This window comes from Planctellipticum variicoloris, from assembly GCF_030622045.1.
Classification (GTDB): Bacteria; Planctomycetota; Planctomycetia; order Planctomycetales; family Planctomycetaceae; genus Planctellipticum; species Planctellipticum variicoloris.
Map to the genome: position 1 here is coordinate 6,206,355 of NZ_CP130886.1, position 13,602 is coordinate 6,219,956.

14 protein-coding genes are annotated in these 13,602 nt (G+C 58.0%); 12 read left to right on the forward strand and 2 right to left on the reverse strand.

Annotated features, from left to right (window positions below):
- Nucleotides 1-58: 58 nt before the first annotated feature.
- The gene (locus SH412_RS24240) at nt 59-430 is read left to right on the forward strand and encodes a hypothetical protein (protein ID WP_336520612.1); all 372 of its coding nucleotides are present in this window, start codon (nt 59-61) and stop codon (nt 428-430) included.
- On the opposite strand, the gene SH412_RS24245 is transcribed toward SH412_RS24240, so the two are convergent.
- Nucleotides 421-561 (reverse strand): plasmid mobilization protein, encoded by a 141-nt coding sequence (locus SH412_RS24245; RefSeq protein ID WP_336520613.1) that lies wholly within the window; start codon nt 559-561, stop codon nt 421-423. The genes SH412_RS24240 and SH412_RS24245 overlap by 10 nt on opposite strands.
- 236 nt (nt 562-797) lie before the next feature.
- Here SH412_RS24245 and SH412_RS24250 point away from each other — a divergent pair, with 236 nt between their 5' ends.
- Complete coding sequence (locus SH412_RS24250) at nt 798-1,652, forward strand: tetratricopeptide repeat protein (RefSeq protein ID WP_336520614.1); 855 nt, start codon at nt 798-800, stop codon at nt 1,650-1,652.
- A 617-nt stretch (nt 1,653-2,269) separates the two neighbouring features.
- On the opposite strand, the gene SH412_RS24255 is transcribed toward SH412_RS24250, so the two are convergent.
- Nucleotides 2,270-2,989, reverse strand: a complete 720-nt coding sequence (locus SH412_RS24255; RefSeq protein ID WP_336520615.1) for a recombinase family protein — start codon at nt 2,987-2,989, stop codon at nt 2,270-2,272.
- Between the two features lie 200 nt (nt 2,990-3,189).
- On the opposite strand from SH412_RS24255, the gene SH412_RS24260 reads away from it, so the two are divergent.
- From SH412_RS24260 to SH412_RS24305, 10 genes are all read left to right on the forward strand, one after another.
- The gene (locus SH412_RS24260; protein WP_336520616.1) at nt 3,190-3,534 is read left to right on the forward strand and encodes a DUF1580 domain-containing protein; all 345 of its coding nucleotides are present in this window, start codon (nt 3,190-3,192) and stop codon (nt 3,532-3,534) included.
- An 862-nt stretch (nt 3,535-4,396) separates the two neighbouring features.
- On the forward strand, nt 4,397-4,957 hold the full coding sequence (locus SH412_RS24265) for a hypothetical protein (protein WP_336520617.1): 561 nt from the start codon (nt 4,397-4,399) through the stop codon (nt 4,955-4,957).
- A 107-nt stretch (nt 4,958-5,064) separates the two neighbouring features.
- Complete coding sequence (locus SH412_RS24270; RefSeq protein WP_336520618.1) at nt 5,065-5,856, forward strand: AAA family ATPase; 792 nt, start codon at nt 5,065-5,067, stop codon at nt 5,854-5,856.
- A 614-nt stretch (nt 5,857-6,470) separates the two neighbouring features.
- Nucleotides 6,471-6,656 (forward strand): hypothetical protein, encoded by a 186-nt coding sequence (locus SH412_RS24275; protein WP_336520619.1) that lies wholly within the window; start codon nt 6,471-6,473, stop codon nt 6,654-6,656.
- Between the two features lie 61 nt (nt 6,657-6,717).
- Nucleotides 6,718-7,185: a hypothetical protein gene (locus SH412_RS24280; protein WP_336520620.1), complete on the forward strand. Its 468-nt coding sequence runs from the start codon at nt 6,718-6,720 to the stop codon at nt 7,183-7,185.
- A 228-nt stretch (nt 7,186-7,413) separates the two neighbouring features.
- A complete protein-coding gene (locus SH412_RS24285; RefSeq protein ID WP_336520621.1) occupies nt 7,414-8,091 on the forward strand; it encodes a hypothetical protein in 678 nt (225 codons plus the stop codon).
- A 355-nt stretch (nt 8,092-8,446) separates the two neighbouring features.
- Nucleotides 8,447-8,905 carry a hypothetical protein gene (locus SH412_RS24290; RefSeq protein WP_336520622.1) on the forward strand — a complete coding sequence of 153 codons (459 nt, stop codon included), beginning with the start codon at nt 8,447-8,449 and terminating at the stop codon, nt 8,903-8,905.
- A 329-nt stretch (nt 8,906-9,234) separates the two neighbouring features.
- Nucleotides 9,235-10,149: a type I restriction-modification enzyme R subunit C-terminal domain-containing protein gene (locus SH412_RS24295; protein WP_336520623.1), complete on the forward strand. Its 915-nt coding sequence runs from the start codon at nt 9,235-9,237 to the stop codon at nt 10,147-10,149.
- Between the two features lie 990 nt (nt 10,150-11,139).
- Nucleotides 11,140-12,492, forward strand: coding sequence for a restriction endonuclease (locus SH412_RS24300; RefSeq protein WP_336520624.1), 1,353 nt, complete (start codon nt 11,140-11,142; stop codon nt 12,490-12,492).
- Nucleotides 12,485-13,591: a Shedu anti-phage system protein SduA domain-containing protein gene (locus SH412_RS24305; protein ID WP_336520625.1), complete on the forward strand. Its 1,107-nt coding sequence runs from the start codon at nt 12,485-12,487 to the stop codon at nt 13,589-13,591. Before SH412_RS24300 ends, SH412_RS24305 begins: the two co-directional genes overlap by 8 nt.
- Nucleotides 13,592-13,602 lie beyond the last annotated feature (11 nt).

Genomic DNA, 13,602 nt, shown 5'->3' on the forward strand with positions numbered 1-13,602 from the left:
ACCCCGGCGTGAGCGTCGCAGTTGCAATGGTTGCGTCCCGAGTGGCGGGTCGCTGAGCTTGGGTCGTTACGGCGTCGGTCATTACGGTCGCGCGCTGATCGGCTATCTGCTATCTGCGCGCGACGCACCGGAAGTCGCGGTCATCCTGCAGGAGCCGCAGAGCGGCCTCGACGGTCGGACGGCCCCGCCGGGGCATCAGGGCAAAGTTGAGCGTCAGGGCTGTCGCCTCGGCGAATCGTGCAACGGCCCCCGAGACCGCCAGGAACGCCGGGTAACACTTCAGACTGTCCAGGAGGCCCGGCGGCCCGTAGACGCCGTCGACGCGATCCTGGCAGACGCCGCCCCAACGCTGGCGACGTCGGCGAGCTGCTGCTGTGCGGCACTTCTTTGCAGCCCGTCCTGGCGCAGCCGCGGCCTAATTCATTCGTAGACTTCCGGCCGGAGATCTCGCCCGGCGGCATAGGCCCGCCGGCGGATCTCGGCGAATTCTTCCGCCGTCACCCGCACGGTGATTTTCTTGTTCCGCGGCGCTCCCTCGCTCGTCTTCTGCGTCGTCGTCATGGCGTCCATTCCGTTTTCGTGTTGACAGCCCGCGCGTGGGCTGTGCGGAATGTCCCCGTCGTCGACTCTCCAGTGACCGCGGGCGGCATGGACGCTGTCCCGCGGTCATCGCGTTCCCGCCGCGTGCGAGCAAGACCAGGGACGGATCGCTCGGCCGCTCCAAACCCATCGACCGCCAGCCCGATTCCCTTCCCCCCAGCTCGCCGCGGCTTTTCCCCTTCGCAAAGGCCCCGGCCATGTCCACGCGCCCCGCCACCGTCGCTTCCGAGCAACCCGGCCACCCCGATGCGCACCGCTGGATGGGCGCCATCGCCTACGACCTGGGCGACATGAACCGCGCCCTGGATGAGCTGAGCATTGTCAGCCGGCTGGCGCCGACCGACGACCGTCCGTACGTGCTCAAAGCCCAGAGGCACGCGGACTTTGAACAGTTCCGGGACGCCGTCGAGGCTGGCTCCCAGGCGCTCGCACTTCATCCGCCCGAACCTGTGCGGGAAGACGTCGCAACGGAACTGGTGCGCGCCCGGATGCGCATCAGAGATTATGCGGCAGCCCTGAAAACCCTGCCGCAGGCCCGGCGTTCCGCACTCTCGCTTGCACTGGAAGCCGAGTGCCACTTGAGTCTCGGCGACGCAGTATCGGCGAATGCGCGCCTCGAAGAGGCTCGCTCGCTCGACCCCGAAGAGCCGAGCGTGCTCCGGCTGTTCGGTCGGATGGAGCTCGATGCCGGCCGACCGGAGGCGGCGCTCGAACCGCTGCGAAGCGTCCTGAAACTTGATCCACAGGATCACGAAAGCCGGCATCACCTGGCGCAGGCGCTCCGCCTGCTGGGGAGAACCGCCGAGGCCGACGCGGAAGCCCGCCGGTCGGCAAACATCGTGAAACTCAAACTCGAGATGGCGAACCTGAATATCGAGGCGATCAACCGTCCGCAGGATGCGGACGTTCGAGACCGGATCGCGGCCGTCTGCAGCAAACTGGGCAAACCGCAGCTCGCAGAATCCTGGCGAAAGGCCGCCGCCGCCTGCCGCCAGCGCTCCAGGGGCGCCGAAACGCCGTCAACCCATCTCGAGAGCGTTCCACCGAAATGAGCCCGCCGGCGCCCCACTCCGAGCCGCGAGCGTCAGCGACCGGAGTCTTGTTTGGCGGCGCTGGATGGCGGGTGATGCAGGCGGGGAAGAATGGCGGAGAATGCTCCGGGCGCTGACGCTTCCGGCTCCAGGGGGGGGGCAGGAAGTTCAGTGACGTCTGCCGCAACCGTTCGGCCGGCAAGCCGGTCGATCGGAACTTGTCGGCATGGGACCCGGCGCCAAAAAACAAACGCCGCAGCCGCGAATCTGATCCGCGGGGGCGGCGTTATGCAGCCTGTTGAGTCTCGGCCTACCGAGCCTTCAGAGTGGACAGGGGCGGGGTCGAACCGCCGACACCAGGATTTTCAGATGCCCCTGAACCACGCCGAAAAGTGGTGTAACGTCTTCTACGCAAAGTAGTTTTGCCGAGTTGTTCGCGATTTGCAAGCCTTTGCAAGCCATTTCACACAACTGCCACTCGTGGCGGTATTTACGAGATTTGGCTCAATCCGTTTTCGGGACCAAAGTGGTAGGAAGTGGTAGTTCCGACGACCGGATTCCTAGCCAAGTACTGAACAGCCCAAAAGAACCTGGACAGTCGCTGCCACAAGGAAACGACGTTCGTCACCCTGCTCAGCCTAGTCCAGGTTCGGTCGCGTTCGCTTGACGATGCCCTGGATCGTCTTGGCGTACCATTTTTCTCCCTTTCGCGGCGGCACTCCGTCGTCATTCAACTCATCGGCGATTTTCTGATACGAGAGACGGGTTCCGTCGGAACGCATTCGGCGAAGTCGCAAGATCCTCTGGATGACATCAGCTTCGCCGGGGAGTTCACCAAAGGGTTTTCGGCCAGCCTTAACTCCGTGGGAGAGCCGAGTTACTCGCTTTTTCAGTTCAACGAATTCTCGTAACGCTTGGCTACGAACACGCGGATCGCTTGCATCAAACTCCTGACTCCACCGGTCGCATTCGTCCGTGAGGTCCCACAACGTGGCGCACTCAATAACTCGGACGCCCCAATCTCGAAGAGTCAGCATTAGCAGAGCGGCTTCAGCGCGGTTCAGGGCTAGTTTGCCCATGTCGTCGATGATCAATACCCGCCAGTCTCCTGACTTCAGGCCCTTCAGAACCTCAATGAGGCTAGGCCGATCAACGAGCCTGATCCTCCCGCCTTTCCACAACTGCTCGACCGGTGCTCTCCGCAATCGGGTCCCCAAAGCACGGGCCACGCGAAGCATTTCCCGTCGTTGGTCCCGGTACTCCGAGATCTCCCGGTAATACCAAATGTCGTGAAATTCGTGGAAGACGATGTAGCCAACAGCCCATCCCTCCCAGATTTCCCTTTTACCCAGATTCATAAGCGATCACCGATGTGTTGTTTGCGTTAATTCTTCTCGACATCCTCCGTAAGTAAATTCTGACAAACGCTTTAAGAATTTTCCATCAACGACGTTGAGGCATCGAAGAAAAGTGTAGTTCAAGGGCCAGCGACGAAGTAGCTCGCCCAACGAATTTAAGCGGCGGCGTCCTGGCATTCCAAACCTCAGGAGTGCCCAACATGCCCAAGTCCAGTCTGGAAGTCGTCCAGCCAGAACATTCACGACGACTACTTCAAGAAGAACTTCTCTCGCTCCCTGCTGCCGCCAAGCTTCTACCGCGCCGCCGTGGCGGCAAGAAGGTTCATACCACCACGCTTTACCGGTGGACGGTTAACGGGCTCAGGGGCGTCGTTCTCGAATCCCTTCAGGTAGGCGGCACCCGCTGCACCAGCCGGGAAGCCTTGGAGCGGTTCTTCGAACGACTCAATCGAGTCCCGACCTTTCACAGGTCGCCAGCGACCCGGTCTCAGCAGTCGAAGCGGGCCCGTATCGTCGAGAAGCAACTCGACGACCTTGGCGTTTAAGGCCTACGGGAAGCTGAAAAATAGCGAGAGTCCACAGCAGGGGTCCGTCTGCAATGTGCGGTGAGTCATCACGTATTCGGCAATTTCCTGGCCACAAGGCATCCACTCGGATTACGTCCGATTGTTCCGCCGTGATGCAATTTAGGTCGACAGAAGGGGGAGAAGCGTCATGAATACGGCCAGAACGCGAACTGGCTACGACGCGGCATCGATCAACGACCAAGGCTCTCCTGAAGCGTCCCCTGAAGACGAACTGCTCGCAATTCTCGGTGAACATCCATTGGCTGAAGTCGCGGAGGGGATGAGTCGGTACCTGAAAATCGGTGTCGACAGCGTCACGCTGATGATGTTTCTATCGCGTGCGGCCGGCCGTCTGGGACTGCCGTTCAATCTGGCGGTCTGCTCGGACGATCCTGGTGCAGAACATCAGATTGCGGATCGGCTCATCCACATCGTTCCGGAAAACGTCCGGCGGACGGAGACGATCAAGCAGTTTCGGGATTTGGCGGAGACGGACTTCGCAGATACGGAGCTAGTTGTAATTCGCAGCCGGCATGACAGCCTCTTCCATTTCGCGTGCGAATCCACCTGCCGGGACGTTGCGGCTTACTCTCCCCCCGCCGTCTGGCTGATCTCCGATGATCGTGCCGCTGGCCCTCCTTTTGGCGCCACGCTCAGCCTCCTGGCCCGACAAACCGGACGGTCACTGTCGGGCTTCGGCCATCACTTTTCCCGTCTACCACCGAGCGACCAGAACTCGCATCGCGAACAGCTTCGCCGATGGCTGCTGCCTTTGAAGTGTCGTCGTAACGTGCGATGCCCATTTCAGCAGCGGATCAGGGCCGCCCTCAGGCCGTCCGAAATGACACTCATCAACCGCCTGCTCTTAACGGTCGCGGCTCTACGGATTGAAGTCACCCATGGCCACGGCCGAGTCGTGCCGGATGCACAGATGCAGGCGAGCGTTAATGACTACCGCGTCGCTCGCGATCTGCTGCTGGCCCTGCCGATTCCTGGGCAGCACTCTTCACTGTCACCACATGCGGCAGCGACGGCGGAACTGCTCTATGAGGAGATCGTTGGCAATCCCGGGTACCAGCTGACACTCCCTGACCACAGTGACTTTGGCAAGAAGGGCTTCACTCGGCGTGTCGCTCAAAACCTCACGGGGTTGAGCTACAACGCCGTCAAGGAGCATCTGAGACAACTCGAAGATGAGGGCGCCATCGAGTCGCTGAAGGTCAGCGGACATGGCCGCAAGGCTCGCATTCGTCGGCAAGGCGTTCAGATCTACTTCCGCTTTGACAAGTCTCGGTCGCCGCCGTTTGGCGTCAGCAATCGCTTCGCCGATCTGCCGACGGAGAAGGAGATTGCAGCGGATTGCAGTGACGACCTGCAATCTGAACCTCCTGTCGGCTCATGAGATCGGCGGGGATTGCAGGATTGCAGTCCCCCTGCAGTGGAAGATCTCGCAATGTCGCGAGAACTCCGTTTTTTTGGTCCCCTACTAATGATTTAGGACAACCCGCCATGACTGCACCATTATGTATCGCCGGGGCTTACGATGACGGTCGCCCCGATACCTTCTCGCAGATTGTCGGCAACCGTGCCGTCGTCCGGAAGCTCACGGGAATGGCGTCAAGAAACCGCCTGCCAAACGTAATTTTCCTCACCGGCCCCACCGGGTCAGGCAAAACCACCATGGCCCGCATCCTGGCCCGAGCAAAGCTCTGCATCAATCGCCAGCTCGGTCAATACGAACCCTGCGGGACGTGTGCCAACTGTCGAATGCCGCTGAACGACTCGACCTGCGTCGTCTGCGACTATGCTGAATATGATGCGAACGCGATCACGCCCGATCGGTTGCGGGACTTTAGTTTGGAGTTCCTCCATGAGGACACCATCATCTTTATTGATGAGCTGCAGGATCTTGATCCGCAGCTGCTCAAACGATTGCGGAAGATGCTGGAGGGTGTCCGGTGCACTCTGATTTTGACGACTTCGCATCCGGATGAAATCGAGGATGCCTTCAGGAATCGGCTGAAGTCGTACGAATTTGAGATGACTCGTCCGCAGCCTGACGAAGTGGTCGGCTTCCTGGCAGAGCGATTTGAGTCATTAGGTGTGACCTACGACTCCGAGGCCCAGCTATATCGCGTAGCCGAGGGACTGAATTGTGAAATGCGGCCGTGCGGACAGTTCCCGATGAGGGTTCTGTCCGAAACTGGGGGACAGTTGCAGGACGAATATCTGGATGAGCTGTTTGGACAACGGTCGCAGGCCACACCGGTCGTCGGGTCTCAGCGTAGACGTGTGATCTGACTACGACGGCCATAAACCTCTCCGCCATTTTGCTTGAAGCCGGCTCACGACCACGGATTGGTTCTGAGCCGGTGTTGTTACATATCAGCGGGAGGGCGGGGCTACATCCGCGGTTGCCGGCTAGTGAATCATTCGATTTCCCGGTAGGACTGAAAGACACGAAGTCAACCGAATCGGTGGGAAGGAGGCCCTCAAACACCGGTCAGGTGCCCGTCAATACGGGCGTGATCACTGCGGTGAATCACCACTCCTCTACGGCTGAAGCCTAAGAATATGAAGCTGAAGCAAAAGAACATGTTGAAGCAAACACAGGACAAGAATAAACGGGAATAGAAACAGGACTTGAATCACTTCAACGAAGCAAAGTCACAGGATCAGGTACGGGAATACTCAAGGGCAGGAAACACACGCAGGACAATCAGGGGAACTGAAGAAGGGGGCTATTACGGAGGCAAAGATCTCACTTTCAGGTCGAATCGACCGGAACATCCCTCAACACAAACGAAGGACTTCGAACAATGCCAGACATCGACAGCCGAGTGCAGGAGCACCAGGCCCTGTCACCGCCACGCTCCGCCCACGGAGGGCTTCCCTCAGGATTTCGGATCGTACACGTGGCAGTACCGGAATCGGTCTTCAATCACGCCAAGGCTCAGGCCTACCTGTCAGGAATCCGGTTTGCCGTATACGTCGCCAAAGTCCTGTCGGACTCCCGCCCGTACCCGGTCAATCGCCTGCCACAGGCACTAGCAGTCCCACCTGACCCCAGAACGGTCGAGGCCGACCCCGGCCAGCCCTGACACCTGCCCAGCTGCTCATTTCGGAGGAGGCAGGTAGAAACTCAAAGCAGGAGATATCTCAATGGCGAAGCCAACGAGCCGAACAACCGTCATGGACGAGGTGCAGATCCCCCTGAAACCGAAGATCCAGGTAGATCACCACTCCTTCGACTGGAACACCCTGGCTGAGTCTGTGGCGGACCGCATCGCTACGACCCTGCAGCAAGATCCAACAGGTTGTCGGTACTTCAATCCAGCGGCCACGGTTTCCTGCCCAAGCCCCTGGCCAGAGTTCTTCCGACTGGTCCGAAGAGAGCAATCCCGCTGGTGCCGGAGGGCTGACAATACCATTCCGAGAAAGGTCCGTCGGAGCCCATCCCGATGGATCAGCGGCGGTGAGTGGATCAGCAACAAGTACGCACGCTACCTGGATCGTGCCCTGTGTTTCACGGGAGTCCTGTTCATCGACGGCAAACTCATCCAGTCCCACAACTGGCCCAAAAGCGAGGAGCCCAAGTCCAAACGAGTCTCGATGGATTGCCCGGTGTAGCCACCTGAATCCAGTCCTCGGAACCACTTTTCTTTCGGTGAGAGATAAGTGTGACTTCGGAGGACTTTCAAGTGCCACTCCGGCACTACCTCTGAAGGAATCGTTGCTCCCATGCAATGCCGGACAAACGAAGCAAGCCAGTGCAGGCCATGCAGACAGCTGCTCCGAACATCCGACACATGGCGAGGACGATGGCTGTGCATGCACATTGTGAGAAGAATAAACACTATGGCCTATGAGTGGGGTGTTGACCGACTGACCGGTCTTGGACGAACATTTGAGGCGCTTTCTCTTGCTGAAGCGAATCTGTCACATCTGGATTCACGGGTCAAGGAACTCGACGATTGGGACAACCAGCTGCCGGTCGACGAAGTACAGGCCGTTCGCGAAACTGCAGCTCGGATCAGACCGCTACGAGACGATCTCGTCAAGATATTCTCTGATTTGGGAGACCGAATTCACATGTCGCCGTGGATCTGCGATGAAAGAATAGAGTCAGAGATGCCCCTCAATGGCAAACTCACGCTCCTGGCTCCCGTCGGACAGTTTAACAGAAAGGATCTCGCACAAACTACGTCTAAGCTTGTGACTGTCTTGGCAAAGGCTGAGATCATCGCAGCCGAGCTATGCCGCCAAGCTCAAATACTTGTGAAGGCGATGTATCCTGAGTATCAGATAGCAGCAAATGAGACAGCAGTGATGCCAGGATACCCGTGCGGCGACACCATGGGTGTGCAAGACCTGGGCGACTCGGAAGGTCCCAGCCATTTGTCTGAAACGGTGCAAGATCTTGTGAACTACTGTATTGAAGATGGACACAGAATCTGGAAGCTTCGCTCACTCGTTGAAGAAGAGATGCGGTCTCCGCCGGCGAAGGCTGTGAAGCACTCCAAGCACTCCTGGTGAGTGCGGGCACTTTCCAGCAGAGACCGCTGGCAGTTCAGACGTGCGAGCGGTACGTGCAAATGCACAGTGCTGCGTAACCCGAACGCCTCCGCCTTCTTTCTGAGATCGGATGAATCATGAATACGACGAATCCCCGGAGCATCACTCAGAGGAGGGCGGAGGCCACCAGGGTTCTGAATGTCGCGATCCCTGCATCCGCTTACTGGCACGTTCGTAAGTGTGCTACCGAGTCTCAGATGAGCGTCAAGGCCTTCATGGCTGTATTCTGCCGTACTGCAAAACCTATCGTTGCCAACCCAGAGTCGCATGGCCCGAATGCCAATTCGGCCGAGTCTACTCCAGGGGACTCCCATTCATGACCGTGATCAAGGTTTCAAGCAGCCTCTGCCGGCCACTCGCCAAGGCATATCCGAGTCAAGCCAAGAACTTGACCGGCGGCCCGATCCACATCCGGGTGGACGACCGGGACGGGGACGACATCTACCCCGGCTTCTGCGACATTCACCTGAAGATGTCCGATCCCGATGCAGAAGAGTTCCAGTTGATCCTAGACAACGTCCCGTACAACGATGACGTGAAGGCAGTAGCCTCGGACCTGGACGGAACCTGGCAGACCACCCGGACCGGAGAGCGGTTTGTCCTGACTCTTCCCGTAGCGGATGCAGGGGGGATCGTCCGGCTGGCCAAAGCCATTCGCCAGGTGGTTGGCCGAGGAAAGCGGTACCTGGACCGGAACTGGAAGTGGATTGCTCCACGGACCGCCAAGTCCTTGGAACGACTTGCTTCGGTGGTATCCAGAATCAGGTCTGCTTGATTTCTGACGACCAAGGCAACGGGCTTCGAGGATGCATGTTCCTCACGTGGTGGATTCTCAGGGTTGGGGACGCCGTAGCTGTACTCGTTGGCCGATGTTCCTGAGAAGGGAAGGCCGTGAAGACGTGAAAGAGAGCGGGGGGAATTCAGAGTTTGGATTCCGAGTCGGCAGGGTGAACGGCGTTCACGCCTCTGTGTGGCTTGGAACACCTGAACGTGGTATTCTGACTTGGCTCGATAGACGGCGAAACGGAGGTCAGTTCGGGATTCCCCTGCAGGCTGCACGGGAAACGTCGTCGGTGATCGGGTGTGGATGTCTGGGCCCGATCCATGAACGAAGCCGATACCTGCCGAACGCTCGTGCGTCCCAAGCTGGAAACAGCCGGCTGGGATGGCAACAAGCACTTCTACAGCGAGCAGACGGCCTTCACGGATGGTCGGATCATCGTCCCGGCTGGAGAACCCCGTCGACACAAGAAGAGATTCTCTGACTTCCTGCTCCGGTACACCCGCGACGTCACTCTGGCGGTCGTCGAAGCCAAATCCAACAAACGACCAGCCGGCGATGGGTTGCAGAAGGCGAGGGACTACGCTTCCATTCTGGGGCTGAAATTCGCATTTGCCACGAACGGTACGGACATCAAGCCGGAGTCCGACGACGCGACGCCGGAGCCTCGGAAATACTACGTTCACGGTGGCCTTGGCGGGATCGACACCGAAGTCACCATGGACCTAGATGCGGACGGTTCGAAGCTCCGGACGGTTCAGATCACGCTCTGCGCCGCTGATACCGTCAAAACGCCTTTCACAGCTCCGGATGCCCTGAGGCAGGAATGGTCCGACTTTGAACAACGTTCCGCCGTGGTTGAGATGTTCGAGGAGCGAGGAATCGACTTCGACGAACTCGCATCTCACGCTGGCCACTTGGGCGCTGCCCCATTCGACCTGCTTTGCCACCTAGCCTTCAATGCCCCTCTACTGACCCGGAAACAGAGGGCCGAGAAGCTCCGGACTGAAGAGAAGGACTTCTTTGACCAGTTCGGACCAGAAGCGAAGACAATCCTCGACGAGCTTCTAGATCAGTACGCCGAACATGGAACCAGCCAGTTCTTGGTCCCGGACGTCCTGCAAGTTCCGCCGCTCTCGTCTCGTGGAAACGTGATCGAGTTTGCCAACACTTTCGGCAGACCGGAACAGCTGCTGGCAGCAATCAAGGTCCTACAGCAGCTTTTGTACGCAGCGTGAGACACTACAATGCTCCTAATAGACACAAACAAATACCTTGCGTTCTACCAAAGCGAGCGGATTTCGGAGTTGATTCCCATCCTCCGTAACCTGCGCCCACATGTCTTCGTTTCGCAACAAGTTGCAGACGAAGTCGATAGGAACAAGGTAAACTGCTTCACTCGGGCAATAGCAGATCAGTTAAAGACTCCAAAGTGGGCGGTTCCAGATCATCTCCTTCCACCTGGGACGGATACCGACACCTTAAGAGCAGACGTCACAAAAGCCTTGCAATCCGCAGACGCATTGCATCGTCGGTTGACGGACCACTTTGCTCAGCTTGCGACGGCGGTCGCGAAGTCGACGGATCACATTTCGATCGAATTGGGTAAGTTCTTCGGAGACGCGGCTAAGCCGAATGCCGATCAGCTCACGCGAGCTCGCTATCGGAAAGAAGTGAACAATCCTCCTGGAAAACGGAGCGATCCTCTGGGGGATGAGCTTACGTGGGAGCAGTTTCTAGATGCGTCTAGCAAGGCCAGCGAAGTATGGGTGATCTCGTCCGACCACGACTTCTTTGTCACGGTGAAGAAGGAGCTTCACCTGAATCCGCTTCTCTTGCGGGATCTGCATAATCGAATGGAGCGGACCGCGGTGTATTGTTTTGAGACGTGGGCAAAGGCGATTCCACACTTTCTTGCTACAAGGGGACTCTCGAAGGAAGGACTACCTTCGGAGGAGTCTCTGGAGAAGTTGGAGGCCGAGGAACTCTCTCTCCCCACCACAACCACAACCACAACCACAACCACAACCACGTCATCTCCATGGAGTGACGTGCCGTCGCCGCAACGGCCAAGCCACTGTCCGCAATGTAGCTCAAAGAACTCATTCAACAACGGTGCATATCTCCGATCTCAGTACGGCGGTTTAACGCTTCAATACGTATGCACGAAGTGTGGGTTCCAATTAGACACAGGTGACAGCTGGGACTGACAAAACTGGGAGATCGTGATGCCCGAGCAGATCATCTGGGGGATTCACGCCGGCAGGACTGGCGATGCCGACAGTCTGTTCCTGAAGCGGAACTGCATCGGTTTGGGATGGGAGCGGATCGGGGATCTGGCTGCGATTGCTCCAGATCGGGAAGCGTTCAAGGCCTCCGTCATCGCTGCCTATCCCGAGAAGAAGCCGGGAGCGATCCCGAACAATGCCGGCCAACTGTTTCGGTTCGTTCAGGAAATCCAGGTAGGTGATCTCGTCGCCTATCCGTCGAAGCAGGACCGACAGATCCATCTTGGACGGATCACGGGAGGATACCGGTACGACACATCGCTCGAACCGGGCTATCCTAATCTTCGTGGGGTTCAGTGGGTGAGGGCCGTTCCGCGAACGCATTTCACTCAGGGGGCTCTCTACGAGATCGGCTCTGCGATGAGCCTGTTTCAAATCAAGAATTATGCCGACGAGTTCCTCGCTGCGTTTGAAGGCAAGGGGTCCCAGCCGGCTGTCGAAGCCGATGAAACCGTCGCTGAGGTGGCCGAGGACATCGAAGAGACAACTCGGGATTTCATCCTCAAAACCTTGGCCCAAGAGCTGAAGGGGCACCCGTTTGCCCAGTTTGTCGGACATCTCCTGAACACGATGGGATACCGAACCAGGATCTCGCCCGCGGGCCCGGACGGAGGCGTCGACATCAGTGGCGACGCTCTGCGGCTGTTCATCAATAACGACGAAGCCAGCCGGCTTGAAATGTTTCTGATGTCGTCATTCCGTGAGATTGCAGGCGGCGTCGAGGAGCGTCCATTGGAGGAGATCGCCCCGCTGACACGTCGGCCGGCCGAAATCAGTCTGGAAGCCGAGTACCCCGGAATCTCGGCTAGATCATTCGGGCGAGGCACATTCCACAATCCCTCCTTGTTGGGGAGCGACATCACCTGGCAAAAGCCCTACGAGGTCAAAGCCCGAGACATCCTAGTTAGCAATATCAAAACCTGGGAGGGGGCAATCGCCGTAGTCAGCCCTGAAGACGATGGCCGGTTCGGATCACACCGGTACCTGACCTTCGCTCCTAAAGACGGAGTGGCTACTCCCCGATACGTCTGCTTCTACCTGCTGTCCCCAGAGGGGCTTCATTACGTCGGTGAAGCCTCCCCAGGCAGTGCTGACCGCAACCGCACGACGGGAAGCCGAGCAATGCAGGCAATCCCGGTGCCCGTGCCTTCGTACGATGCACAGCTCTGGTTCGACGGACTCTTCGAGAAAGCCAACGAAGTAAAGCAAGTCATCGAACAGACCCGCGTCGAGAGGGCCGCCCTCTTACCCTCCATCCTCAACGAGATCTTCACCGGAGTGGGCGATGGCTAAGCAGCGGTTTGAGCATTCAAGCGACGACGAGTTTCAGCTTGAAATCAAGACACGGGCTTCGAAGATCGAGAACTGCGAATGTTCGCAGAGTGCGATCATCACAAAGGGACAGAAAACCTACAAGGTTGCCAGCGTCCTGCAGTTCCGAAACCCAGAATCTGGGGAGATCACTCACAAAGAGGTTCACTTCAATGACTACGCCTTCCGACGAGGGACCGGCATCCAGTGGGAGGTGAAGGACCGGCTCAAACACTGGTCCTGCAAAGACGATGAAATCGATCGAGTCATCGCGTTCCTGACCGCAATCGACGGGACGACATCACCGAGCCAATACACAGTGATCGAGGGGCGGCCAGATCCGAAAGCCTCTGAGCTGCTCAACCTGCTCCGTGATTTCGACGCTGACAATCTCAGCGGCTTAATCTCGGCACTAGCAGACCGTGCACAAGATCTACGGGACTTGCCCAACTTGGGAGAGTCCGATCACCGCAGGATGGTCGCGTCTGCGTTGCGGGCATCGCATCGAGCAACCGCACTCAAGGAATTCCAGGCACTCATGGAATCCGATGCAGAAGAGCGATTCTTCCAGAGGCTATTTGACAAGAATTGGTGGATGCTCGGAGCACAGTACGTTGAGCACATTCCCAAGCGACATTGGACCGACGAGGAAAACCTCGACATGATGCTCAAAACTGCAGACAGCGGCTACGACATCATCGAACTCAAGCGGAGCAATGCCTCGCTTTTCAAGAAGCATCGAAACAAGTGGATCGTCTCGTCTGAAGTCAATGACGCCGTCAATCAAGCAGCGGGCTACATTTCTGAGATTGAGAGGCAGCGGGACCATTTCATTGCCAGATACAACACTGACCTGTACAAGGTCCGGGCAAAGGTTCTGCTCGGGACGATTCGCGAGGACGAAGACGGCGTCATCGAGAAGCGGCTTGCCCTTCGGATGTACAACTCTCACCTCCAGAACATCGAGGTCATCACCTTCGATGGAGTCGTCCGCATTTGCGACCAGATCATTCATGCGAATTTGGGTGAATCGACTCACTCGGCTCCACCGGAGGAGAAGGAAGATGACCCATCATTGTGATTTCAAGAGGT

What these genes read in the sequence shown, in the direction of transcription:
- SH412_RS24280 (WP_336520620.1), top strand. Translation starts at nt 6,718, where the DNA reads ATGGCGAAGCCAACGAGCCGAACAACCGTCATGGACGAGGTGCAGATC.
- SH412_RS24305 (WP_336520625.1), top strand. Translation starts at nt 12,485, where the DNA reads ATGGCTAAGCAGCGGTTTGAGCATTCAAGCGACGACGAGTTTCAGCTT.
- SH412_RS24290 (WP_336520622.1), top strand. Translation starts at nt 8,447, where the DNA reads ATGACCGTGATCAAGGTTTCAAGCAGCCTCTGCCGGCCACTCGCCAAG.
- SH412_RS24250 (WP_336520614.1), top strand. Translation starts at nt 798, where the DNA reads ATGTCCACGCGCCCCGCCACCGTCGCTTCCGAGCAACCCGGCCACCCC.
- SH412_RS24255 (WP_336520615.1), bottom strand. Translation starts at nt 2,989, where the DNA reads ATGAATCTGGGTAAAAGGGAAATCTGGGAGGGATGGGCTGTTGGCTAC.
- SH412_RS24295 (WP_336520623.1), top strand. Translation starts at nt 9,235, where the DNA reads ATGAACGAAGCCGATACCTGCCGAACGCTCGTGCGTCCCAAGCTGGAA.
- SH412_RS24260 (WP_336520616.1), top strand. Translation starts at nt 3,190, where the DNA reads ATGCCCAAGTCCAGTCTGGAAGTCGTCCAGCCAGAACATTCACGACGA.
- SH412_RS24300 (WP_336520624.1), top strand. Translation starts at nt 11,140, where the DNA reads ATGCCCGAGCAGATCATCTGGGGGATTCACGCCGGCAGGACTGGCGAT.
- SH412_RS24285 (WP_336520621.1), top strand. Translation starts at nt 7,414, where the DNA reads ATGGCCTATGAGTGGGGTGTTGACCGACTGACCGGTCTTGGACGAACA.
- SH412_RS24270 (WP_336520618.1), top strand. Translation starts at nt 5,065, where the DNA reads ATGACTGCACCATTATGTATCGCCGGGGCTTACGATGACGGTCGCCCC.
- SH412_RS24245 (WP_336520613.1), bottom strand. Translation starts at nt 561, where the DNA reads ATGACGACGACGCAGAAGACGAGCGAGGGAGCGCCGCGGAACAAGAAA.
- SH412_RS24265 (WP_336520617.1), top strand. Translation starts at nt 4,397, where the DNA reads ATGACACTCATCAACCGCCTGCTCTTAACGGTCGCGGCTCTACGGATT.